Origin of the sequence: Nonomuraea sp. NPDC049480 (assembly GCF_044465905.1) — a bacterium.
Taxonomy (GTDB): domain Bacteria; phylum Actinomycetota; class Actinomycetes; order Streptosporangiales; family Streptosporangiaceae; genus Nonomuraea.
Map to the genome: position 1 here is coordinate 1 of NZ_JBITMD010000014.1, position 22,604 is coordinate 22,604.

General features: G+C 68.2%; 22 protein-coding genes. 5 read left to right on the forward strand and 17 right to left on the reverse strand.

The window, feature by feature from the left end; translation table 11 throughout:
- Positions 1–148 (forward strand): transposase (locus ACIBX3_RS34085; protein ID WP_397124774.1); only part of this gene is annotated, 148 nt, incomplete at its 5' end.
- 168 nt (positions 149–316) lie between these two features.
- Here ACIBX3_RS34085 and ACIBX3_RS34090 read toward each other — a convergent pair.
- Entirely contained in the window at positions 317–1,051 is a 735-nt protein-coding gene (locus tag ACIBX3_RS34090) for a dienelactone hydrolase family protein (RefSeq protein ID WP_397124286.1), read from the reverse strand.
- Positions 1,052–1,128: 77 nt separating this feature from the next.
- On the opposite strand from ACIBX3_RS34090, the gene ACIBX3_RS34095 reads away from it, so the two are divergent.
- Entirely contained in the window at positions 1,129–1,938 is an 810-nt protein-coding gene (locus tag ACIBX3_RS34095; protein ID WP_397124288.1) for a helix-turn-helix transcriptional regulator, read from the forward strand.
- 171 nt (positions 1,939–2,109) lie between these two features.
- Here the strand turns inward: ACIBX3_RS34095 and ACIBX3_RS34100 are convergent, their stop codons facing one another.
- Together ACIBX3_RS34100 and ACIBX3_RS34105 are read right to left on the reverse strand one after the other, a co-directional pair.
- Positions 2,110–2,559: a lamin tail domain-containing protein gene (locus ACIBX3_RS34100; protein WP_397124290.1), complete on the reverse strand. Its 450-nt coding sequence runs from the start codon at positions 2,557–2,559 to the stop codon at positions 2,110–2,112.
- A gap of 551 nt (positions 2,560–3,110) precedes the next feature.
- Positions 3,111–3,329 (reverse strand): hypothetical protein, encoded by a 219-nt coding sequence (locus ACIBX3_RS34105; RefSeq protein WP_397124292.1) that lies wholly within the window; start codon positions 3,327–3,329, stop codon positions 3,111–3,113.
- A gap of 489 nt (positions 3,330–3,818) precedes the next feature.
- On the opposite strand from ACIBX3_RS34105, the gene ACIBX3_RS34110 reads away from it, so the two are divergent.
- Positions 3,819–4,349, forward strand: coding sequence for an NUDIX domain-containing protein (locus tag ACIBX3_RS34110; RefSeq protein WP_397124294.1), 531 nt, complete (start codon positions 3,819–3,821; stop codon positions 4,347–4,349).
- Positions 4,350–4,424: 75 nt separating this feature from the next.
- On the opposite strand, the gene ACIBX3_RS34115 is transcribed toward ACIBX3_RS34110, so the two are convergent.
- The 10 genes from ACIBX3_RS34115 to ACIBX3_RS34160 form a co-directional block, all read right to left on the reverse strand.
- Positions 4,425–4,523, reverse strand: coding sequence for an ASCH domain-containing protein (locus tag ACIBX3_RS34115; protein ID WP_397124296.1), 99 nt, complete (start codon positions 4,521–4,523; stop codon positions 4,425–4,427).
- A gap of 92 nt (positions 4,524–4,615) precedes the next feature.
- A complete protein-coding gene (locus ACIBX3_RS34120; protein WP_397124298.1) occupies positions 4,616–5,416 on the reverse strand; it encodes an urease accessory protein UreD in 801 nt (266 codons plus the stop codon).
- The gene (gene ureG / locus ACIBX3_RS34125) at positions 5,413–6,114 is read right to left on the reverse strand and encodes an urease accessory protein UreG (RefSeq protein WP_397124300.1); all 702 of its coding nucleotides are present in this window, start codon (positions 6,112–6,114) and stop codon (positions 5,413–5,415) included. Before ureG ends, ACIBX3_RS34120 begins: the two co-directional genes overlap by 4 nt.
- Before the next feature lie 71 nt (positions 6,115–6,185).
- Positions 6,186–6,860, reverse strand: coding sequence for an urease accessory protein UreF (locus ACIBX3_RS34130; protein ID WP_397124302.1), 675 nt, complete (start codon positions 6,858–6,860; stop codon positions 6,186–6,188).
- A 50-nt stretch (positions 6,861–6,910) separates the two neighbouring features.
- Complete coding sequence (locus ACIBX3_RS34135) at positions 6,911–8,707, reverse strand: urease subunit alpha (protein WP_397124304.1); 1,797 nt, start codon at positions 8,705–8,707, stop codon at positions 6,911–6,913.
- The gene (locus tag ACIBX3_RS34140) at positions 8,700–9,344 is read right to left on the reverse strand and encodes an urease subunit gamma (protein ID WP_397124306.1); all 645 of its coding nucleotides are present in this window, start codon (positions 9,342–9,344) and stop codon (positions 8,700–8,702) included. Before ACIBX3_RS34140 ends, ACIBX3_RS34135 begins: the two co-directional genes overlap by 8 nt.
- A 605-nt stretch (positions 9,345–9,949) precedes the next feature.
- Positions 9,950–10,648, reverse strand: coding sequence for an IclR family transcriptional regulator (locus tag ACIBX3_RS34145; protein WP_397124308.1), 699 nt, complete (start codon positions 10,646–10,648; stop codon positions 9,950–9,952).
- Positions 10,645–11,910: a cytochrome P450 gene (locus ACIBX3_RS34150; protein ID WP_397124776.1), complete on the reverse strand. Its 1,266-nt coding sequence runs from the start codon at positions 11,908–11,910 to the stop codon at positions 10,645–10,647. The genes ACIBX3_RS34145 and ACIBX3_RS34150 overlap by 4 nt, the downstream gene beginning before the upstream one ends.
- A 30-nt stretch (positions 11,911–11,940) precedes the next feature.
- The gene (locus ACIBX3_RS34155; RefSeq protein ID WP_397124310.1) at positions 11,941–12,705 is read right to left on the reverse strand and encodes an alpha/beta fold hydrolase; all 765 of its coding nucleotides are present in this window, start codon (positions 12,703–12,705) and stop codon (positions 11,941–11,943) included.
- Positions 12,651–13,223 carry an ATP-binding protein gene (locus ACIBX3_RS34160; protein WP_397124312.1) on the reverse strand — a complete coding sequence of 191 codons (573 nt, stop codon included), beginning with the start codon at positions 13,221–13,223 and terminating at the stop codon, positions 12,651–12,653. Before ACIBX3_RS34160 ends, ACIBX3_RS34155 begins: the two co-directional genes overlap by 55 nt.
- Positions 13,224–13,740: 517 nt before the next feature.
- Between ACIBX3_RS34160 and ACIBX3_RS34165 the strand changes: the two genes are divergently transcribed.
- Positions 13,741–14,889, forward strand: a complete 1,149-nt coding sequence (locus ACIBX3_RS34165; protein WP_397124314.1) for a hypothetical protein — start codon at positions 13,741–13,743, stop codon at positions 14,887–14,889.
- Between the two features lie 85 nt (positions 14,890–14,974).
- On the opposite strand, the gene ACIBX3_RS34170 is transcribed toward ACIBX3_RS34165, so the two are convergent.
- The 4 genes from ACIBX3_RS34170 to ACIBX3_RS34185 form a co-directional block, all read right to left on the reverse strand.
- On the reverse strand, positions 14,975–15,751 hold the full coding sequence (locus ACIBX3_RS34170) for a DinB family protein (RefSeq protein ID WP_397124316.1): 777 nt from the start codon (positions 15,749–15,751) through the stop codon (positions 14,975–14,977).
- A gap of 137 nt (positions 15,752–15,888) precedes the next feature.
- The gene (locus tag ACIBX3_RS34175; RefSeq protein ID WP_397124318.1) at positions 15,889–16,065 is read right to left on the reverse strand and encodes a hypothetical protein; all 177 of its coding nucleotides are present in this window, start codon (positions 16,063–16,065) and stop codon (positions 15,889–15,891) included.
- Positions 16,066–16,385: 320 nt separating this feature from the next.
- Positions 16,386–17,618: a serine hydrolase domain-containing protein gene (locus ACIBX3_RS34180; RefSeq protein ID WP_397124320.1), complete on the reverse strand. Its 1,233-nt coding sequence runs from the start codon at positions 17,616–17,618 to the stop codon at positions 16,386–16,388.
- Between the two features lie 352 nt (positions 17,619–17,970).
- A complete protein-coding gene (locus ACIBX3_RS34185) occupies positions 17,971–19,227 on the reverse strand; it encodes an SGNH/GDSL hydrolase family protein (RefSeq protein WP_397124322.1) in 1,257 nt (418 codons plus the stop codon).
- 325 nt (positions 19,228–19,552) lie between these two features.
- On the opposite strand from ACIBX3_RS34185, the gene ACIBX3_RS34190 reads away from it, so the two are divergent.
- A complete protein-coding gene (locus ACIBX3_RS34190; RefSeq protein WP_397124323.1) occupies positions 19,553–22,537 on the forward strand; it encodes a glycosyl hydrolase 2 galactose-binding domain-containing protein in 2,985 nt (994 codons plus the stop codon).
- Positions 22,538–22,604 lie beyond the last annotated feature (67 nt).

Genomic DNA, 22,604 nt, shown 5'->3' on the forward strand with positions numbered 1-22,604 from the left:
GCTGCTGCGCAAGGAGTTTCCGGTCCACATCCGCCGGTATCTGTGGGGCGGCCATTTCTGGTCCCCCTCGTATTTCGCCGCGTCCTGCGGCGGGGGACCCTTGTCGATCATCAAGGAGTACATCGAGAACCAGAAGCGGCCAGGCTGAGCTACCCACAGAGACCGACTGTCAGAGCACCGCTCGGGCCTGGGGGCCCTCCCGCGCTGTCGTTTCCTCCCGGGCGTAAACGCCCGGGGTTCCACGCCAGATCACGCTGAACATGGAGCACGGCATCGTGGTGGTGTACTGGTCGGTTCGGCTCGTTCTGAGGGAGTCTCAAGAGTCGGCGAGCAGGGTCAGGATCCGGGTCCAGGCGTCGTCTCGGGCCTTCTGGTTGAAGGCCGGCGTGCCGGGCCAGAAGAACGCGTGAGCGACGTCGGGGTAGGTGACCATTTCGTGCTCGACGTCGGCCTGTTCCAGCGCAGCGCGGATCTGACCGCGCTGGCCCGCGTCGATCAGTGTGTCGTCCTCGCCGACCAGGTAGAGCAACCGGCCGCTGATCCCAGAGGTCAGCTCGAGCGTGGGGGTGGGCCGGCTCATCGGGATATCGGTGGTGGGCAGCCAGCCGCCGTACAGCACCGCGGTGCGGCTGATCGGCAGTTGGCAGGCTGCCAGGTAGGCCAGGTGGCCGCCGGCGCTGAAGCCGATCATCGCGGTCCGCTGAATAGCCGGCTGCGCGCCCAGCCAGCTCAGGCAGGCGTCCACGTCGGCCAGGGCCTCGTCGCGGCGCAACTGGTGCAGGAGGGCGAATCCTTCTCGGCGTCCGGCGTCGGTGCGTTCGAGCCAGCGGCCGGGTTCGGCGTGCCGGTGGTAGAACTCCGGCACGAGGGTCAGGTACCCGGCCTGCGCCAAGGCATCGGCCACGCCCCGGATGTCGGGGTTCACCGCGAATAGCTCGTGCGCCACGAGCACCGCGACCGGGGCGGCGCGGCCGGTCGGGCGGGCCAGGTAGGCGGGCACGGTGGTGCCGTCGGCCACGGGGATGGTGATGGTTTCCGGGGTGATCGTCATGGGCCCAGCATGGGCGAGACTGAAACTGGTAACCAGAGCAGCTTGTTACTGGTATTGGCATGACTAGGCTGCGCTGTATGGCAGCAACCGGTGATCTGCAGGCCCTGGGACAGTTGCTCCGTTCCCGGCGCGAACGCCTGCGTCCCAGCGATGTCGGCTTGCCCGCCGGAAGCCGCCGGCGCACGGTGGGACTGCGCCGCGAGGAGGTCGCGCTGCTGGCCAACGTCTCCGTTACGTACTACACGTTCCTCGAGCAGGGCCGTCCCGTGCGGCCCTCGGCCCAGGTGCTGGACGCCCTGGCCGACGCGCTGCGGATGTCCGGCGCCGAACGGCAATACCTGCGGGTGCTGGCCCGCGGCGGAGAGGACCCGCCCGGCGCCGGCGCCGCCGCGGCACCGGTCGAGTGGATCGATCCTGGAGTGGTCGCCCTGGTCCAGCGGCTGGAGCCGTTCCCGACGATCGTCAAGGGACGCCGCTGGGACGTACTGACCTCGAACCCCGCCGCGCGTGAGCTGTTCGCCGACTGGGACGCGCTGCCCACCGGCGAGCGCAACCTCGTGCGCTGGATGTTCACCGCGCCGTGCGCCCGAACGGTGTATCTCGAATGGGAACCGGAGGCCCGTGCCATGCTCGGCCGGTTCCGGCTCGCCGCGGCCAGGCACCCGGACGATCCCGGCTTCGAGACCCTGATCGAGGAGCTGAAGGGGGACAGCGAGGAGGTCCGGCAGTGGTGGCCGCGGCATGACGTCATGGCGGTGGGCAGCGGATCGAAGAAGCTTCGCCATCCGAGGCTCGGGCCGCTCAACTACAGTCACGTCGTGCTGCAACTCGCAGACAACCCCGACCAGACCCTGGTCACCTACTCGGCGGCAGGCGCGGTCGGCTGAGGGGAGCTGGCGAGGCACATGGCCGTCCTGGGCGGCGCTGCCCATTCGGTACGGCACCGGAAGGAGATCTTCAACTGTCCCCAAGTCGTTCGGCTGCTGCTGCCCGAACGCTGTGGCCACGGCCACACCGCCGACGGCGTACTCGTTCAGGTGGCGGGAGTCGCGCTCCGTCTATCGGCAGAGGGTGGAGGTGCCGCCGCGCCCCCAGCCGCAGGCGTCGATCTTCTTGAGGTCGCTGCCTCGATAAAGGCCTGCAGTGTCCCCGGTGTTGTTCCAGACGTACCACTTGCGACCCCAGTACAGGGTGGTCGTGGTGTCGGTCCCTTGGCCTGAGCGGACGGTCACCGACTTACCTGGCTTGAGGGTGAATCCCGGGAACCTGTACTTGTAGCCGGTCACATCCCGCAGGATCCATTTCTCGAGCTGGATGCTCTTCTTCGTCGTGTTGCGCAGCACCGCGTACTCTCCGTTGAGGGAGGCGTTGCCGCCCCGGTCGGACCCCGGCGAGTCGTAGTACACCTTGACGATCTCCACGACCGGAGTCGCGGCCTGAGCGGACGTGGAGGCTAACGGCAGGACCACGGCCGCGATGCCGGTGGACGCGAGCAGTCGCTTGAGCACAGCGGACTCCCGGAGAGCTGGAGATGGAACGTGACATAAATGGGACGATTGATGACATCTCAGGGTTGGCGATCGCTGGTGTCCGCATCCGGCCACTCCTCAGGCGAGTCCTCGAACCGCAAGAGTCAGGCAAGGGCGCAGGCGGCTCAGGATTTCGGGCCCATCGTCCGCTGACCGTCAGTCGCGCCGCGGGGTGGAGTGCCGGAGGATTGTGACGTGCCCACCGGTTGTTGTCGGGGTGGAGGTCAGCGGGCGGACAGGAGGCAGGACTCAGACCGGCACCCAACCGATCGGCGAGTCACGTCTGAGGCGGGCAGCGGCGACCGACTTGGGAACGTGCGAACCTGGCGCTGCGTTTACCGCGGGACAGTTCGTGCACGTCGACGGCGGATGGCTGTGCATGCGTGCGACCAGCCGCTGGTTCCGAGCGCGACCAGATGGCGGGAGACGGCGTTGTGAATCCGCCTATTGCCCGCGGGGACGCCGAAGGCAAAAGGCGGATTCGTGCCCGTGGGGCACTACGGGTGCACGATGGCCCCGACGGACATTACTTACTTGACCCAGAGGCTGTAGTGGCCCGAGGCGCCGATCCACGGGCACTTGTACGCGCTGAAGCCCTCACGTACATACTGGGTGCCGGCGTCGACGCACCTGGACTTGCTGTTGTAATCGGCGATCCATTTCCAGTTGGCAGCCTGAGCAGGCGTGCCGAGTGCACCGATGGCCAGGACGGCCAGACCGGCGCCGAGGAGGGCTGCACGTAGACGCATCTGTGTCTCCTTCAATAGTCGCTGTACGTGGTGGTATCAGGAGCTGCGGGTTCATGATGGGGGTGCCCCACTGCGCGCGGAGATCCGCTGTCCGCAGGTGAGCGTGGTGGCATGAACGACCGTGCTATCCGTCGTTGTGCCGCATTTCGCCGTGAGCCGTACGCGGGGTCGGGTGACGTCGCCGGCACCCTGGAGGTCTTGCCTTTCTGGAGCGGGTAGCACACCATGATCTCGACACTTGATCTTGATCCTCAAGGGGCTTCAATGTCAAGAGAACGTCTGGGCGATCTTCGCGTGATCCAGGATCCATCCCGTCTCGTGTCCTTGATCTTGACGTGGCGGGTCTTCTTGCCTCAGCTCCCGCCGGCACGCCATGGGAGTCGTGTTCGCGTGACTGGGCTGCTGGAGCTGTGCGGCGGTCCTCGAACCGCATGGGCTTGCAACGTCGCAGGCGGCTCAGGATCGGGGGATGGGAGCTAGTGTCTTCCCATGGCGATCAGGAACTCGCACTGCTCCTTCTGCGGCAAGCGGTTCGACCCGGATCAGGCATGGCCGCGTACCTGCTCCGGTTGTGGAAACACCGGCTATCTCAACCCGCTGCCGGTCGCGGTGCTGCTGCTGCCTGTGGACGACGGCCTGTTGGTGGTGCGCCGCGGGATCGAGCCGCACCGGGGCGCGCTTGCCCTGCCCGGCGGCTTCATCGAGCTGGGGGAGAGCTGGCAGCAGGCCGCTGCCAGGGAGCTGTACGAGGAGACGGCCGTTGTGGTCGACGCGGATCGTGTGCGGCTGTTCGACGTGCTCAGCGCCCCTGATGGCACACTGCTGGTCTTCGGGCTGGGACCGCGGACCGATGCGGCCGCTCTGCCGCCGGTCGTGCCCACGGCCGAGACGATGGAGTGGTCCATGATCGACGGGCCGCGGGAGATGGCGTTCCCGCTGCACACGCGGGTGGTCTCCGCGTTCTTCGATCGCCCTTCTGAGGCAAATCATCTCAGCTCGTCCGCACGTACCAAGAAGTAACGAGCGCTGGTCACCGGTAGTACAGGGAAACGGATGTGGGCAGAGGGGGTCTGCGGTCATACGGATCCTGTCGTGCTAGAGGAGCCGCGCGATCAGGTTCGGGTACTGCACGCGGACCTCGACGGTCTTGCGGCCGGCGGCGACCAGGTCGAAGTAGCGGCGGTAGAGGCTCATCTCCCGGGCCTGGGATGCGTACGGGTCGGGCGGTCAAGCACGTGCCGTAGCCGGCCTGGAGCCGATCTGTCGGCGGCGACGCCGTGACGCGTTTACGCAATGGGATATGCCGCGTCGAGGAGGCGGCGCAGGTGCATTGTGTCCGTGGCCAGGGCCGTCACCAGAATGGCGGGACCGGCGAGCGGTGTCAGCACGGCCTGTCCGTGGGTGGGGTCGTCTCCGACCAGCCGGACGTGGGGCGGCTCTTTCTCGTAGGCGGGGTCGACGATGAGGATCTGGCCGACGGCGCGGTGGCCGGCGAGGATGGCGGGGCCGTCCCAGCCGGGTGCGTCCGGACCGTACATGGTCTGCTGGTCCAGGAGAGGATGTCCGTCGTGCCGGACGGTGAGGCGGGTGGTCAGCCGGCCCGGCGGTTCGTTGGCGCGGCCGAGGACCAGTTCCTCGCGCAGGACGAGTCGCGCGCTGGCGGCGAGGTCGATGGTGCAGGTCTGCCGCAGGTTGCTGCGTGCGGCGGAGATCAGCGGCTGGGGCAGCCAGTGCAGGCTCGCCTGGTCGGCCACGGTCAGGTGAACGTCGTAGGTGGCGTGCTCGGGGGTGGGGCCGCGCAAGGCGATGGTGGCGGCCACTGTGGTGATGTGCAGGTGGGCGTCTTGTTCGGCGGTGGCTTCGATGCGCAGTCGGTCGCCGCCGAGCGGGGCGCTCATGGCACCGAGGATGCACACCCGTGCTTGGTTTCCGTGCGGGCGGTTGCGGCGCAGGTCGAAAGGACCGTCGCCGGCCAGAACGGGCAGGGCGGTGGTGGTTCCCGCGCTGGTCGCCCTGATGCGGGCGGTGGCGTGCACGCCCGGGGCGGTGCACCCGGCCGCGGTGGTCTGGGATGAGGTGAGAGTCATGCGGAGCTCGCGGTCCAGTTGGCGAGGCGCTCTCGGACCCAGTCCGACACGGGTGTGATGCCGCCTTCGGTCTTCAGGGCGGTGAAGGCGACAGGCAGGTCGCCGCGCTGGGCTTTGGCGTCGCGGGCCATGCCCTCCAGGTCGACGCCGACGTAGGGGGCGAGGTCGGTCTTGTTGATGACGAGGAGGTCGGCGGTGGTGATGCCGGGGCCGCCCTTGCGGGGGATGTCGTCGCCGCCCGCGACGTCGATGACGAAGATCTGGGCGTCGACGAGGCCCTTGGAGAAGGTCGCGGTGAGGTTGTCGCCGCCTGACTCGATCAGGATCAGCTCGAGCGGGCCAAGCTGATCCTCCAGGTCCTCGACGGCTTCGAGATTGGCGGAGATGTCGTCGCGGATGGCGGTGTGCGGGCAAGCCCCGGTCTCGACCGCCGCGATGCGCTCGGCGGGCAGGACGGCCTCCCGGAGCAGAAAGTCGGCGTCCTCACGGGTGTAGATGTCGTTGGTGACGACGGCGATGGACACCTCGTCGCGCAACGCGCGGCACAGGGCGGCGACGGTGGCGGTCTTGCCGGTGCCGACCGGCCCGCCCAGGCCGATGCGCAGGGCGCGGCGGCGGCCGTCGGGGCGCTCGGAGGAGGAGCCGCCGGGGCCGTGGGTGTGGCCCTCGGGAAAGGCGTCGCTGTGGTGGAGGTGCATGGCTGCTCCGGGTGGTCGAACGAGTGGTGCGGTGGTCAGGAGGCGGCGTTCGGGTTACAAGCGAGGTCGGGTCAGGAGGCGAACAGGCGTGCCGGGCGGGCGGCGTGCTGTTCGGCGGTGATGTCGAGCAGCGGCGCCGAGACGGCGGGCAGCGCGCCGACGCCGTCAGTGTGGACGCGCTGCGCGGCTTCGGCTGCCTGCGCGGCGACGTGATCGATGTCGGCGGCGAGGCGGGCGAGGATGGCGATGGCGTCGAAGGGGTCCAGCCTGAGCAGGCGGACGGTCGCGGTAGCCGGGCCGCTGACGCTCTCGTACGCCGCCGCGCACGCGGCATCCAGCGCGGTCAGGCCTGCGGAGCGGGCGGTGAGGCCGAGGACCACGGGCTGGTGAGCGCCCCGCGGCCGGGCCGCGGCCAGGGCGTCGAGCTCGGCCGACGGCCAGGTGGCTCGGGCGGCCCGCAGCATTTGCCGTCCGAGCCTGCGCGCGCTCTGGCGCAGGGCGGGGGCGGGGGTGCGGGCGTCGGCAGCCTCGTCCAGCAGGAGCGGGTCGTATCCAGCGGCGGTCGCGGCGGCGAGACCCGCCGCGACCAGACCGCTGGTGTGCAGCCGGCCGCGGCAGAACTCCTCCAGGCTCGTGACGTCGCGGACGCGTCCCGCGGTGACAGCGGGTTCGGCCCCGCCGGAGTGGGCGTGCCCTCCGGCGGGGAAACGGCCGTCGGCCAGGACGAGCAGTGCGGCACGGTTCATCGTGCGGGGCTCACCTTTCGTTCACGGTGCGGTCGTTCACGGTGCGGCGGTCAGAAGAGGAAGTAGCGCTGAGCCATGGGCAGTTCGGTGGCGTAGTCTCGCTCGACGAGTTGGTCGTCGACCTCCGTCTTCACGTCCTTGGCCTTTGCTCCGCCGATCTCCACCTCGAACGTGTCGGGATCGATGCGGATGTCGGGGCGGGTGTTGTTCTCCCGCATGTTCTCTTTGAAGACCTTGCGGGTGTTGCGGATGGGCCTGAACTCCTTGCTCACCTTGAGCTCGTCGAGCAGGCCGGCCTTGATGGCGTCTGTGGTGACGAAGTTGACCGAGTTGGCGGCAGGTGCCTTGCCGGTCGCGCCGAACACGGCGCGGGGCAGGACCGGCTGCGGGGTGGTGATGGAGGCGTTGGCATCGCCCACCTGCGCATAGGCGATCTGGCCGCCCTTGATGACCCGATGCGTCTTGACGCCGAAGAACTTCGGCTCCCACAGCACCAGGTCGGCGAGCTTGCCCACCTCGACCGAGCCGACCTCGTGGTCGATGCCGTGCGCGATCGCCGGGTTGATGGTGTATTTGGCGACGTAGCGGCGGGCGCGATTATTGTCGGCCCCGTCGTCACCGTCCAGGGAGCCGCGCCGGGCCTTCATCACGTGCGCGGTCTGCCACGTCCGCATGATCATCTCGCCGATGCGGCCCATGGCCTGGGCGTCCGATGACATGATCGAGATGGCGCCGAGGTCGTGCAGAATGTCCTCGGCGGCCATCGTGGAAGGCCGGATCCGCGACTCGGCGAAGGCTTTGTCCTCCGGCAGCTCCGGGTTCAGGTGATGGCAGACCATCACCATGTCGATGTGCTCCTTGACCGTGTTGACGGTGAAGGGCCGGGTGGGGTTGGTGGAGGCGGGCAGCACGTTCCGCAGGCTCACCATGGTGATCATGTCCGGGGCATGGCCGCCGCCGGCGCCCTCGACGTGGAAGACGTGGATCGGGTGGTCGCCGATGGCCTCGATGGTGTCGGCGACCGCGCCGGCCTCGTTCAGCGAGTCGGCGTGCAGGGCGAGTTGGGCACCGGTCTCCTTGCACACCTCCAGGCACCTGCGCAGCACGGCGGGAGTGGCGCCCCAGTCCTCGTGAATCTTGAAGCCGAGGACGCCCGCCTTCACCTGGTTGCGGAGTGATTCTGTGGACATGGTGCTGCCCTTGCCGAGCAGCCCGATGTTGACCGGAAAAGCGTCCAGCGCCTCGAACGCCCTGGCGATGTGCCAGGAACCGGGCGTGACGGTGGTGGCGGTGCTGCCCTCCGCGGGGCCCGTGCCGCCACCGATCAGGGTGGTGACGCCGGCGGCGAGCGCCTCGTGGATCTGCTCGGGGCAGATGAAGTGGACGTGGGTGTCGACTCCACCCGCAGTGAGAATCTTGCCGTTGCCCGCGATGACCTCGGTCTCAGGACCGATGAGGAAGTCCGTGGCCCTCCCGTGGCCGTCGTGGAGCGGGTCCATGGTCTCGTCGTTGTAGGCCTTGCCGAGCGCGATGATCCGGCCGTCGCGGATGGCGACGTCGGCCTTGACGACACCCCAGTGGTCCAGGATGACGGCGCCGGTGATGACGGTGTCGGGGGGCTGCGGGGCGCCGGGCTCCGCGGAGTCGCGCGGCGCGCAGGACTGGCCCATCGATTCGCGGATCACCTTGCCGCCGCCGAAGACGACCTCGTTGCCGCTGCGTCCAGGACCGCCGGACCAGTCCTCGGTGACCTCGATCCGCAGGTTGGTGTCCGCCAGGCGGATGCGGTCACCAGCTGTGGGGCCGAACCTGTCGGCGTACTCGACACGGGTCAGGGGCTTAGGCATCGAGGGGACCTCCGACCTCGCCGCGCAGGCCCGCGACAACGCGCTTGCCCTCAATGGGCACGAGCTCCACTTCCCGCGGACACCGGGGTTCGAACCGGATGGAGCTGCCGGCGGCGATGTTCAGCCGCTTGCCGTAGGCGTCGGCGCGGGGCTCGAATTCGAGACGGGGGTTGGCCTCGTAGAAGTGGTAGTGGGAGCCGACCTGGATGGGACGGTCGTCAGTGTTGGTGACGATCAGAGTCGTGACGTCACGGCCGACGTTGAAGGCCACCGGCTCGGTGTCCTGGGGATGGTCGATCTTCCCGGGATGAACCAGCGCATCCTTGCCGGCGTCCGGGAAGGGGTTGCGGATGGTGACCAGCTTGGTGCCATCGGGGAAGGTGGCTTCGATCTGGATGTCGGAGATCATCTCCGGGACGCCCTCCATGACGTCATTGCGGTTGAGCACCTTCGGGTCCGGGGGGCACATGAGCTCGTGGACGGATTTGCCGTCCCGGGCTCCTTCGAGAACGTACGCGGTCAACAGCGCGACCGCCTCCGGGTAGTTGAGCAGAACCCCCCGCTTTTTACGCTTCCAGGCCACGTCCGCAGCCACATGAATCATGAGACGTTCCTGCTCATGCGGAGTCAGATGCATCCCCGCCCCCTCGCCTTCGCTCTGCCCCGGGCTCTGTCCCGGGGGGGCCACCAATGGTCCGGACACCGACACGACCGGCCTTCAGCCATGCGGCGGCCGTCCGCTCACTCCAGGCGGGAGCCGACGCCCTCACCCTTGCGCACACAGGAGCGCCAGTTCAGCCTGGGCCGCAAGGCGGCCCAGAGCCCTGGCAGACCAGCACCCGTGGTACATCGAGTAACATGATGATTACTCATTGTGACATGGCGTGATGGCGAGCGTCCATTACCCGTGACACAGAGTTGAAATGACCTGTCACTCTGGGAGGCGATCGGCCGCGCCGCCTAGAGCCGCTCCATAGTCCCTGCACGAGACGCGCAGGGGAACGTCGCGGCGAGCTGCGACCGGCGCATCCGCCGAGTACGGCCGCGGGCGAGCACCTGCTAGCCGCACCTCCACCGATCCTGGTCGTGCGCGGTCATCGTCGACTGGCACAGCCATGATCATCGAGACCGGAACCGACTGCCGGCGTCTGGCCCAGACCCCGAGCACGCGCCCAGGCAGCTGCCGCTGCCACCACAAGTTGACTGATCTTTCTTTTGCCGGCTCGTACGGATCCTGTCGCCCTAGAGGAGCCGCGCGATCTCGGTCGCGGCGCTGAGCACCAGTGGGACGATCGTGCTCTCATCTCGCACGCCGATGGTGACCACGCCCACGCTGGCGTCGGCCGGGCGTCCTGGCGTCGGGATCGGGGCGGCGATGCCCCACGCCCCTGGCTGCAGCTCACCCGCGGTGACCGAGTAGCCGGTGGCGCGGGCCTGCGCGATTTCCGGTCGCTCGCCCGGGCAGGGTGGGCGGCCGGCCAGGATGGCGATCCCGGAGGCGCCGCGGTTGGCGGGGTGCCGGGTGCCGGCGCGGTAGCTGACGTGGAACTGCGAGACGCGCGGCTCGGCCACGGTGAGCACCACCGCCTGGCTCTGGTCGATGTCGAGCACGGTGATGAAAGCGGTGGCGTTGCAGGTGTCGGCCAGCGCCTGGAGTGCGGAGGTCGCCGCGCCGCGGAGCCTGTGCTGCACGGCGGCGTTGAGCTCCACGATGCCGAGGCCGAGGGTGAAGCGGGTGCCGATCCGTGCGACCAGCCGGTGGTTGCCGAGCGCGGACAGATGGCGGGAGACGGCGTTGCGATGGATCCCGGCCAGCTGCGCGAGTTCGGTGATCGTCAACCCGTCCGGGTGGTCCCTGAGGATCTCCAGGAGCCCCAGTCCGGTGTCGATCGTCTTCGAGCCCGCCATGGGGGCGGCGGCGCTGTGTTGCTCCGCGGTCATTCGACGCCTTGGCGAGGTACGGGGGTGTAGCGCACGGGCAGGTGCTTGATGCCGCCGATGAAGTTCGACACCAGCCGGACAGGTGGTCCGGCGAGTTCGACGTCAGGCAGCCGCCAGAGAAGTTCCTGGTAGAACGCCCGGAGTTGCAGCCGGGCGAAACGGGAGCCGAGGCACACGTGCGGGCCGTCCCCGAACGAGATGTGGTCATTGGGCCGGCGTGCGATGTCGAAACGCATCGGGTCAGGGAAGCGCCGCTCGTCGAAGTTGGCGGCACCGTGAAAGACGACGACCTTGTCGCCTGCGGAGATGCGCCGCCCGGCCAGGACGGTGTCGTGTACGGCGGTACGCCGGAAGCTGAGGACGGGGGGATGCCAGCGCAGCATCTCCTCGATGGCCGAGTCGAGGAGCTCAGGCTGATCGAGGAGCCGGCGATGCTGGTCGGGATGGTCGAGCAAGGCGAGCATCCCGCCGGGCAGGGCCGAACGCACAGTGTCGTTGCCCGCGACGACCAGGAGGAAGAAGAACATCGACAGTTCGGGATCGGTGAGACGTTGCCCGTCCACCTCCGCCGTGGCGAGCGCGGTCATGACGTCGTTTGCCGGATTCCGGCGCTTGTAGGCGGCGAGGGAGTGAGCGTACTCGAACATGTCGCTGAGCATGGCCGGGGAGCGCGGGTTGGCCGGCTTGCCGTCCGGGCCGAGGACGACGGTGGCGTGCTCGGGATCCTGGTAGCCGATCACGCGGTTGGTCCACTCCAGGATCTGGCCGCGGTCGGCGGAGGGGATGCCGAGGAGATCCGCGAGGTTGTGGATCGGGTAGTCGTCGGTCATGTCCACCGGCAGGTCGCACTCGCCTCGCTCGGCGATCTCGTCGACGAGCAGACGTGCCCGTGCCGTGATGCCTGCCGTGAAGCGCTCGACGCGCCTGGCGGTGAACACGCCGGAGACGATCCGCCGAAGCCGGCCGTGGTCCGGCGGATCGAGGTTGAGCATCGTGCGCCGGATGAACGACAGGTCGGCGGGGTCCGGGTCACGGATCTGGGTGGCGCCGAGCCAGGAGCTGTACTCCACCGGCGTGCGCAGCACGCGTACGACGTCCGCGTGGCGGGTCACCGCCCAGAACCCGGGCCCGGCCGGCCAGTCGCCGACCTCGTGCTCCTCCTGCCAGTGAACGGGCTCGTGGTCGCGCAGCCAGCGGTACGTCTCGTGCGGGATGCCTTGTGTGTAGATACGCGGGTCGAAGACGTTGACCGTCGTATTCATATCGATCACGGACATCCCCTCTGAAGATCGTCAGACGGCCAGGAAGCGTTCGATGGCGGACACCAGGCTCAACGGCGTCTCATCCATCGCGTAGTGGCCGGCGTCCGCGAATGTCAGCAGCTCGGCGTTCGGGTACCACTGCAGCCACGTACCCCTCATGACATCGGCGGAAAGCGCGGGGTCGTGCTCACCGGCGATGACGAGCACGGGTGTGGTGGCTCCGGACACCTCGGTGTGGAAGTCGGTGCGGGCCCAGGCGTCCAGGTAGCCTCGGTAGGCGGTCACCGCGGAGTTCCGCAGCGAGTTGTCCACCATCTCGTCGAGCCACGGGCCCGGAAGCCGGTTGCCGGTGGTGAGATCGATGATCGCACGACGGTTGGCGGGCTCCTCGGCGGAGCCGGAGAACAGCGCCCACCCGTCGTCGTCGAACGGCACGCCGGAGGCCGGCACCGGAGAGATGCCGACGAGCTTGCGGACCCGGCCGGGCGCGTCCAGCATCACCCGCTGCATCGCCGTGCCGCCCATCGAGTGCCCGACCAGGGAGAAGTCGTCCCAGCCCAGCTTGTCGGCGAGTGCCACCACGTCGGCGGCGATCTCGGCGAGGGTGTACTCGCCGGTGAGGTCGCGGGCCTCACCGTACCCCCGGTAGTCGGGGAAGGCGTAGGTGAAGGCGTCGCCGTCCAGGTAGGGCTGGATCTTCCTGAAGGAGCCGCGGTCTCCGAACCAGCCGTGCAACACGATTACGCGGTGCGGCCCGGAGCCGCGGACGTCGTGGGGAAGGACGACGGGGGACATAGCGGGTTCTCCTTCGTGTTCGAGGCGCCGGATGGGGAACGCTCAGCGAATGTCCTGGCAGGCGGCGCATCGCCCGCCCGTCGGGCGCCGTCGAGGCACTCCAGGCTGAACCAGACGTACTTGCCGGCTTCGTGCTGGACGGCGCCCCAATGGTCGGCCTGCGCCTCCACCAGGAACAGCCCACGCCCGCTTTCGGCGAGGAAGTCGGGGCATCGCTGCGTGGGGAGGGTCGGATCAGGGTCGCAGACCGCCAGCCAGACCGTGGTGTTCCCGACCCGCACGTTGATCCTTATGTCGGAGGATCCGCGAGCGGGCGGGGCCGCGTGCTGGACCGCGTTCGTGACCAGCTCGCTGGTCAGCTCGGCGATCGTCGCCTCGTTGCCGGCGGACAAAGGCAGTCCCCAGGAGGCGAGCATCGCCGACACCCAGCGGCGGGCGATTGACGAAGCGATGGGGGAGCAGGGCAGATCGCACCAGCCGGAAAGCCGCCTGCTCGTGAGGTCGGTGACGACGGTCACCGCGCGCTCGCTCCGATCGGTGGTGCAGGGCAGGCCGGCGTGCCATCACGGCACAGCGCGACGCCCCTCTCCTTGGTGGCTCCCGGCCCCACGCCGCCCTCCATAGGGCGCCTTGATAAGGCGGGGGCGGATTCGGCCTCGGGTTTCCTGCAATGCGTCGCGAACACGGCGTGAACTTCTCCCGGGATGCCCAAATATTGGGCACGATGGTCAAAAGATGGGCGCGCAGCGAAGAAAGCATCGGCCGGAATAAGGCTGTTGTCAACGTGAATGGCACAAAATGTGGATCATTAGTGTTAAGGGTGGTATGTCGGTAACCCTCTGTGAAGACTGGATCGAGTCACATCACCGAGCGAGCGTCACTTCGTCTTCACCATGGCAGAGGGTCTGGGATCCGGCGGACCACCGCGGACAGGGCCTGTTCCGAGTTCGGATCTTCAGGCCGGGCTGGAGTTTCGAAACACAGTCCGGGTCGTCCGCCCGGGGCTCTGTGACGGTTCGGCGCTAGGGTGCCTGGATGGGAGAGAGCAGATCGCTTGAGGAGTTGATCCAGGAGGGGCGGCCCGCTCCCGCGGTGCCGGCGCGGATAGCCGGTCATGAGGTTCTGGTGGAACAGAGCGCATTCGGTACGAGCGTCTACCAGATCCGTGGTGAGCGGGTGCTGACCCTGCGGGCCAACGCCGGATATCGCGAGGACGTCGTCGCCGCGTTGCTCGATGCGGTGGTGGAGCTCGCGGACTCCGACGACCTCGACGGCGTCGTTCACCTCCGGTCGATTGACGTTCCCGGGTTCGCGCTCGACACAGCCGCGCTGCTGGGGCCCGGTGAGAGTGATTTCTTCCGCAACAAGCCGCACCTGTTCGGACGCGGGCTCCAGGTCGTTCCCGTGCATAGGTCTGAGGCCGCTGACGGTGAGGACTGTGAAAGCTTCCGGTGGGCCGTGATCGGCAAAGGGCTGGGAATCGATCAGCGCGACTGGACGCGGGTGCCGGTGCCGCGTGCCGATGTCCTGCGGCTGGACAGCGGGATGGGCGGGCCGCTGCGGCGCAGTCGCAACAGCCGGCGGAGCTCGAAGCCGTCGGTCATGGCGGCGCGGACCGTACTGCAGATGTACGTTCCCACGTTGCCGACGGGCGTTCGGCTGTCCCTGCGCGACATGCGTGGCCGTCAACTGGAGCTGCACCGCGAGTGGGATCGGGTCCGCGGCACGCTCCGCGACGCTCCGGGGCAGGAGCGGCCCGCTGCCGTGGATGTTCCGCGGCACTCGGCGTGGCAGGTGCTGGGGCCGCTGTTTCGCGGGGAGGAGGTCGATTCCACCGTGATCTCGGCCGAGGTTCCGGAGGCCATGCTTGAGGTACGGGTGTCCGCCGATGGGCGCCGGTACGACGAGCAGCCGCAGCCCCAGACGCTGGCGGAATGCCTGGAGTGGTTGCGAGCGCTGCCTCAGAAGGACGGCGACTACCTGGTCTGCGTCGGCAGATCCGGGGGTGTCGTACAGGTCATGTGGCACGAGGGGGCGCGGCTCTGGCTGGAGACGCCCGAACCGGAGCTTCGCCGATCACGTGGCCGGCATGTCGGCCTGGACGAGGCCGAACGGATGATCACGCTGCTGGCGTGCGAGGATCGCGTCGCCGTGGACGAGTTGGGCAATCTCGAGATCGTGTAAGACGCTGACCTCTGCCTGCGCACGAGAAGACCCCGCTGTAGGCGTACGTACAGAAGATGTGCACGGCTGCGGGGATGTCAGAGCACTAGAGGTTGCGCGCCTCCAATGCGGCAAGATCCCGTTCGGCGTAGAGCCGATGTTCCCATTCCTCGTTGAGAATGCACAGCAGGCATTCACGCACCGGGTAGCCACGCGATGGTGGCCATCCCGGCGCCTCGACCGGTTCGGTATGGCCGTCCAGCGACTCGTCGGTGAGGCCGTCGATGACCTCGCGCACGGTGGACATCCGGTCACGACGTAGCTCGAGCACCGTGTCCAGCGACGGTCGTGCGTTGCGGTCGCGGGGTATCCCCGGCGTGTCCGGCATCTCGTCCCACGGCAGGTCCAGCGGGTCCCACGGAGCCGGATCGCCGAGAATGGCCCTTCTCACCCATGCGTCAGTGGCGAACACGAGGTGACGCAAGGTTTCGACGAAGGACCACTCGCCGTCGACGGAAGCGTGCAGCAGTGCGGGATCCACGCGGCGGGCCCGTTGCACGGTGCCGTCCCAGAGCCGCTCGATGGTGTCCCACGCGTCCCGGAAGCCGGCGGGCGCGGTCGGGCGCATCTTGGCCCGGCCGGGATGCCGCCGGTCGAGCTCGGCGTTGATGAGTGGCCCGATGTCCACACCGTTGATCGTCAGGTTCGCGATCTCGCCGTAGATGTCGACGTTGACCAGCTCGACTCCGCGCATCACGACGCCGCTCATGTTCACGCCGCGGAAGTGGGCACCGGCCAAGTCGCTGGCGTGAAACTCCGCGCCGCTGAGGTCGACGCGCTCGAACCGCGAATCCTTGAGTTCATCACCGATGAAGTCAGCCATGCCGCGACAGTAACGCCACGGTCCGACAGCCCGTCCGCTCATCGGCAGATCCGGACGTCTTGCTGAGGCTGCGCACGACAGCGCGGTAGGCGGTGTCCGGCCGGTGGCCATGAGAAGTCGCTGGAGAAGCCGAAGGCTCACATGGCGGAGCGAGGCCCGCCGCGCAGGCGTCGCACGAGGTCGTCGGCGGCCTCCGGCCACTGCGGGTAGTCGAAGGCGAAGCCCGCTTCGAGCAGGTCGCCTGGATCGTGGAGAAGTTCCGCGAATGGACCGATCCAGTACACGACCTGCCCGAACAGGCAGTGGACCTCCACCAGCTGCTCACCGCGGTGAGCAGCTGGTGGTTGACCGGCTCGGGCGTTTCCTCGGCACACGGCACCTACGAAGGCATGAAGGTCTACCGCCAGCGGCCACTTCCCCGCGATGGAGGTCCCCGATATCCTCGTGGGCGATCTTCGTGCTTTCTTCTCCACACTGAAATAAGCGTGGGGGCTTCCCTTGGTCAGCCTGCCCGAGGGCTCGACCGGCAAAGCGCCGCGGCGACCGCTTCCATCGCTGCGACGAGTACAGGCCGATCTGCGATTCCATGCAGGGGGGCGGAGTCCTGCCCCGTACGCGGGGCTCCGGCCACCACCTACGCGGTGATCCGGCTCCTCTCCTGGGCGATGATCGGCTCGATCTCAAGGTCGTAGTTGCACAGAATGACCGCCACCCAGTCGATGTCGAGGTAGACGCTCCAATTCGTCGACCCGCCCGCGATGCCTCCGCCGTGGGAGATGTAACGCCGGCCGTTGTAGATCGACGAGGTCGGCCCGTACGCGTGGAAAGCCTCCCCGCGGCGCGGGTCCGCGGGCCCTTCCCGTAACGGAGCGCCGGAGATCTTCGCGTTCACGTACAGCTCGGTGTAGGCGCGTTGGAGCAACCTGTCCTTCTGCAGCGCGGTCGCGAAACGGACCAGGTCGGGAGCAGTGGTGAAGCCGTTGCCGCCGCCCGAGCCGATGAAGGCGCGGGCCGAATTGCTGCCCGGCACCCCCATGCTGCCGCCCTCGTTCAGGTGGCGGACACCGTCGATGCGTGTGCCGTCTTTCTGCAGCATGTACGGGTGCGCGATGCGCTCGTTGGCCAGCCAATCGGTCCTGGTGTAGTAGGCGGAGCTTTCCATGCCCGCCTCCTTGAAGATGTGCTCACGGACGTACTCGTGGAAGGGCTGCCCAGACACCGTGGTCACCAGCTCCCCGAGAACTTCGTAACCCATGCTGGAGTACTCCTTGCGCGTCCCTGGAGTGAAGCGCAGCTTCTGCGAGCGCGCCCGCCGTGAGATGTCCTGCGTCCGCTCCTCGATACTGTGGAAAACGCGTCCTTCGGAGGTGTCGTTGGTGGGGTCGGTCATCCCGGCGGTGTGCGTGAGCATCTGGTGCACCGTGACGTGCTCGGCGATCTCCGCCGGAAATCCGTCCAGATACGTGCCGACCTTCTCATAGAACTTGATCTTCTTCTGCTGGGCCAGCTGGACGACCGCCAGCCCGGTGAAGGGCTTGGACGCCGAGGCCATGGCGTAGATGGTGTCGGTCGTGTTGGGGATCCGCTTCTCCTTGTCGGCCATGCCGTAGGAGCGGGCCAGCACGTGGCGGCCGCGATGCGCCAGCAGCACGGTTCCGGAGAACTTGTCCTGCTCGGCCAGGTTCCTGATGTATCTGTCGAAGTCGCCGCCGGGGCGCAGGTCCTCTGGGATTCTGCCGGTGCGGGAGGATTCCGCGGCGGCTTCGGCGACGCCCGAGGCGGCCGGCACGCCGCTAGCGGTCAGAGGGACGGCTCCGAACAGGCCGAGAGCGGTACGCCGTGAGGGCTGCGGCTCGTGTCGAATCATGTGTGCCTCTTTCTTTCCCGTATGTATGGACCCGGCCGGGTACGGACGATGCAATCGGCTGCCGCGTTTCTGTGGCGTTTCCGTAACAGGAGCTTCTGCTGCGTGTTTTCGTCCGGCAGTACGCCCGGTCTCCGCCGACCCGTACGGGGTCGCGCTGGTGGTTGCCGTTGACCACGTTGCCCCGAGAGCTTGAGCTGCACCTCGACGTCCACGCAGGTAGACGGGCTGTTCGAGGAGTGGCTGCTCCGGACGGACACGTGCTTCGGGTGAGCTCGCCGCCTGGAAATACGTCAGACCGACCCGGTGACCGTTAGGCGGTCACCGGGCCGGGCATGCGACGTCGGCTCGTGGTTCAGCCCAGGTCGGCGGGGTCGACGGCGTGGGCCGCCGTCCTGTAGCCGGCGTCGTTGAGGTGCAGGTGGTCGCCGGAGTCGTACGCGGGATCGAGCTGGTCCTCGTCGGACGGCGAGGCGAGCGCGCGGTCCAGATCGACCACCGCGTCGTAGGCGCCAGACGTCCGGATCCAGGCGTTGACCGCATCGCGCTTGGCCTCACTGCGGGCCGTGTAGTAGCGCGAGCCCTTCATCGGCGGCAGCGTCGCGCCGAGGGCGCGCACACCCTTGGCGTGGGCCTGCCGGATCAGCTCGCGGTGTCCCGCGATGATCTCTTCGGCGGGGACGTCGGTGGGAGGTGCGCCGATGGGGGAGGGGGCCTCGCTCATCCCGATGTCGTTGATGCCCTCCAGGATGATGACCGACCGCACGCCGGGCTGGTCCAGGACGTCACGCCGGAAGCGGGAGGTCGCCTTGTCGCCGAGCCACGCCGAGTCGACCGTCACCCGGTTGCCGCCGATGCCCTGGTTCAGTACGGCGCGCGGCCGGCCCGTCGCGGCCAGTCGCTCGGCCAGCTCGTCGGGGTAGCGGTTGTCGGCGCCGGGGGTGGAGCCGTACCCGTCGGTGAGGGAGTCACCGAAGGCGACGACGGCGCCCCGGCGGGAGGCGCGGCCGGTGACGTCCACCCCGCTCAGGTAATACCAGGACAGGGAAGTCTGGTCGAACGCGCCGGCGCCGCTGTCGGCGCGGTGGTCGCCCCCGGCTCGGTAGCTGGTCGCCATGGCCTGGGCGTGATAGGTCGCGGGGCCGGTCGGCGCGGCGAGGTAGAGCGTGACCGTCACCGAGTCCAGATCGGCCAGACCGAGTGCCACCGGGTCGGTGGCGAGCTCGGCGCCGGCGGGGATGGTGAACGCCCGCGCCCGCTTGACGGTGAGTTGCCGCAGCGACCCAGGTTCCACGGCGGCGCCGCTCTCCGCGCGGGCGATGGTGGCGCCGGCGATCTTCAGCGGGGCGGAGCCGTAGGCGTTGGACAGCCGGATCCTGGCTGTCGAGCCACCGGCGCTGACACGGACCACCTGGCGGATGGTCTGATCGGTGAAACCCTGTTCGGACCAGTTCGGGGTGAAGTTCGTGCCCGGGCGCTGGGGAGAGGCGCTCCAGGTGGCGGTCCAGCCCTGCGACGGCGTGGAAGTCTCCGCGGCCGCCGTGCTGGAGGCGACCAGGAGCGTGGCCACGCTGATGGCAAGGATGGACGGCAGTCGTGGTACGGCGTACATGGGGTGTCTCCCGATGAATGGTCGATCTGGCGGGCGGGCGCGCCGGGCGGTGGGGCGACGGGTCGCCCCACCGCCCCACCGCTCGCACGCAGGGGGGAAGAGCGCGGGGGGTTCACAAGGAATCGTCGCCGCCGCCGCGACGGAGATCGTCCTCCGTGAGGCTCTTTTACCCGTACGTCAGGGGGCGCAGATTCGGCGGCACTACTACCGCCGGAGGAGACACGGGCCGGCACCGGGTGACGGCTTCGTTGACGAGAGGCCATTTACGAGATCCGATTTAGTTGTTAAGAAGGTTTATTAACAAATATCGGCCTTGTGAGGACTCATGGCGCGCTCTCGGCTCATCCTCATCCTGCTGTCGGCCTGTGCATTGCTGGTGGGCGCCGGAGGTGCGGCCCTGGCCGTACCTCGGGCCGCGCAGGCCGTACCGGCGGCGACCGCCCTGACGGGATACAAGATCCAGTCCTCGGCGAAGGTCTCGGACTCCGGCGCCACGATCTCCACCCCCGGCTACGCGGCCACCGGCTGGTACCCGGTCGGCCCCCGCTCGACCGTCCTGGCCGGTCTGCTGGAGAACGAGGTCTATCCAGACCCGTTCTACTCCACCAACATGCAGTCCATCCCGACAGCGGACTTCGACGTCCCGTGGTGGTACCGCTCCGACTTCACCCTCGGCAACGAGTCCGGATTACGGACGTTTCTCGACCTCAGCGGCGTCATCTCCAGCGCCGACGTCTGGGTGAACGGCACCCAGGTCGCCGCCGCCGCCCAGGTCGCCGGCGCCTACACCAGGCACGAACGGGACGTCACCGCCCTGGTGCGCCCGGGCGTCAACTCGGTGGCCTTCCGCGTCAACCCGAACAACCCGAACAACCACCTCACGATCGGCTGGATCGACTGGGTGCAGTTGCCGCGCGACGACAACATGGGCATCTTCCGCGACGTCCTGATCAGGCGCAGCGCCGACGTCTCGCTCCGCGACGCGCATGTGATCACGAACCTGGCGGTGCCCGCGCTCGACCGCGCCGACCTCACGATCAAGGTCGACGTCCGCAACGGCACGGGTGGCGCGGTGACCGCCACGGTCAGGGGCACGATCGGCGCGCTCGCGTTCTCCCAGGACGTCGCGCTGGCCGCGAACCAGACCAAGCGGATCACGTTCAACCAGGCCATCGCCGACCCGCAGGTGTGGTGGCCGCACACGATGGGCGCCCAGCCGCTCTACGACCTGAACCTCACGGCGACGGCCGGCGGCGTGGAGAGCGACACGCTGACCCAGCGCTTCGGCGTACGGAAGGTGGAGTCGGGCAAGAACGCCGACGGCCGCCGCTTCTACAAGATCAACGGCAGGCCGATCCTGATCAGGGGTGGCGGCTGGTCTCCCGACATCTTCCTCCGCAAGGATTTGCGCTACCTGGAAGACAAGATCCGCTACGTGAAGGACCTCGGGCTCAACACGATCCGCGTCGAAGGCCACCTGGACGGCGACGAGCTCTACGACCTGGCCGACACGTACGGCATCCTGACCCTGCCGGGCTGGGAGTGCTGCAACAAGTGGGAGGGCTCGTTCAGCGCCTCCGACTACCCGATCGCCAAGGCGTCCATGCAGGCGGAGGCCATCCGGCTGCGTAACCATCCCAGCGTGATCTCGTTCCTGATCGGCTCGGACAACCCGCCGCCGGCCCAGAAGGAGACCAACTACCTCGACGCCCTCGCGGCCGCCGAGTGGCAGCTCCCGATCGTGCCCGTGGCCTCCGACAAGTCCAGCCCGCAACTGGGCAACTCGGGCATGAAGATGCCCGGGCCGTACGACTGGGTGCCGCCGAGTTACTGGTACAACAAGCGCGAAGGCGGGGCGTTCGGCTTCAACTCCGAGACCAGCGCGGGCCCCGACGTCCCGACGCTCGACTCGCTCAGGCGGATGATGACCTCCGCGCAGATCGACTCGCTCTGGCAGAACCCGAGCGCGACCCAGTACCACCGCTCGCCGTCCGGCACCTTCAACGACCTGACGATCTACCACAACGCCCTCAGAGGCCGGTACGGCGTGCCGTCCGGGCTCGCGGACTACGTGAAGAAGGCGCAGCTCGCACAGTACGAGGCGGTCCGGGCGCAGTTCGAGGCCTATGGCCGTAACTTCACCGACTCGAGCAACCCGTCCACGGGTGTCATCTACTGGATGCTCAACAGCGGCTGGTCGTCGCTCCACTGGCAGCTCTTCGACTACTACCTGGACCAGGGCGGCTCCTACTGGGGCGCCCGCGAGGCCAACAAACCGTTGCACGTGCAGTACTCGTACGACAACAAATCTGTTGTCGTGGTCAACTCCGGGATCTCGCCCGTCTCCGGCCTGACCGTCAAGACCGACGTGTTCAACATCGACGGCACGGCCAAATACGGCAACACGTCGACGGTCAGCGTTCCCGCCGACGGGGGCAAGGCCACGGCGGTGACCGTACCGGCCATCAGCGGTCTTTCCACGACCTATCTGGTACGGCTGACGTTGCTCCGCGACGGCCAGGAGATCGACCGCAACGTCTACTGGCTGTCCACCTCCGACGACGTGATCGACTGGGCCGGCAACGAGTGGTATTACGTCCCGACCTCCCGCTACGCCAACCTGACCGGACTCAACAACCTGGCTCAGACCCCCATCACCGCCACCGTCTCCACGCCCTCCGACGGCAGGATCACCGTGACGATCAAGAACACGGGCACCGGCGCCGTCCCCGCCTTCATGCTGGACGCCGACGTGGTGGACACGGCGGGCAAACCGGTCCTGCCGATCCAGTGGTCGGACAACGCGATCAGCCTCTGGCCGGGAGAGTCCAAGACTCTCACCGCCACCTACCGGACCTCCGACCTGACCGGTTCCCCAAGCGTGCGGGTGTCCGGGTGGAACACCACGACGCTCACCGTCCCGGCCGGGCCCGGCCCGGCCGTCTACCAGGCGGAGGACGCGACGATCTCGCAGGGCGCGGTGGAGTCCAACCACGCGGGCTTCACCGGCACGGGGTTCGTGAACTACACGAACGTGACCGGCAGCTACGTCGAATGGACGGTGAACGCCGCGACGGCCGGCCCGGCCACCCTGGAATTCCGCTACGCCAACGGCACCACGACGAACCGGCCGATGGCCATCGCGGTGAACGGCGCCACGGTCACCCGCGACTTCAACGGCACCGGCGCCTGGTCCACCTGGCAGACCGCCACCGTCACCGCCGACCTCGCGCAGGGGGTGAACACGATCAGAGCCACGGCCGCCACCCCGAACGGAGGCCCCAACGTCGATCGGCTCTCGCTGAACTGACCGGTTCGGCCTGATCGTGGCCGTGTCCTGAGCTCAGGCTCGCGGGCCGAGGCCGCAATCCCGAGGG